The organism is Pseudoalteromonas sp. GW168-MNA-CIBAN-0100, assembly GCF_040309225.1.
In the GTDB taxonomy this organism is placed as follows: Bacteria; Pseudomonadota; Gammaproteobacteria; order Enterobacterales; family Alteromonadaceae; genus Pseudoalteromonas; species Pseudoalteromonas arctica.
On record NZ_JBEOOL010000740.1, the window covers coordinates 1 to 259 of the forward strand.

General features: G+C 40.2%; 1 pseudogene. It reads right to left on the minus strand.

Features of this window, described 5'->3' with window-relative positions:
• Positions 1–240, minus strand: a pseudogene (locus AAEY62_RS23230) (permease-like cell division protein FtsX); the annotation flags it as partial.
• Positions 241–259: the final 19 nt, after the last annotated feature.

The following is a 259-nucleotide window of genomic DNA, read 5'->3' on the forward strand; positions in this document are numbered from 1 at the left end:
CTCAAAACCACTGCTCACTTGCTGAACATTTTTAACCACTAAGTATAACGTTGCGGGCAAGGTTAAACTCAAACCCAGTACAGCAATGGTCATCATAGAGGCTAATGGCGTGCGCCACATTTCCCCAAGACTGTACACACCTTGGCGAAAAATATTAATAATGAAAAAGTAACCGCCAGAGAATACGGATTTTTTTTGTTTATCATTACTATTTTGACGGCTTTTGAACAGTAAACTCATAATACACCCTCAGCCAGTG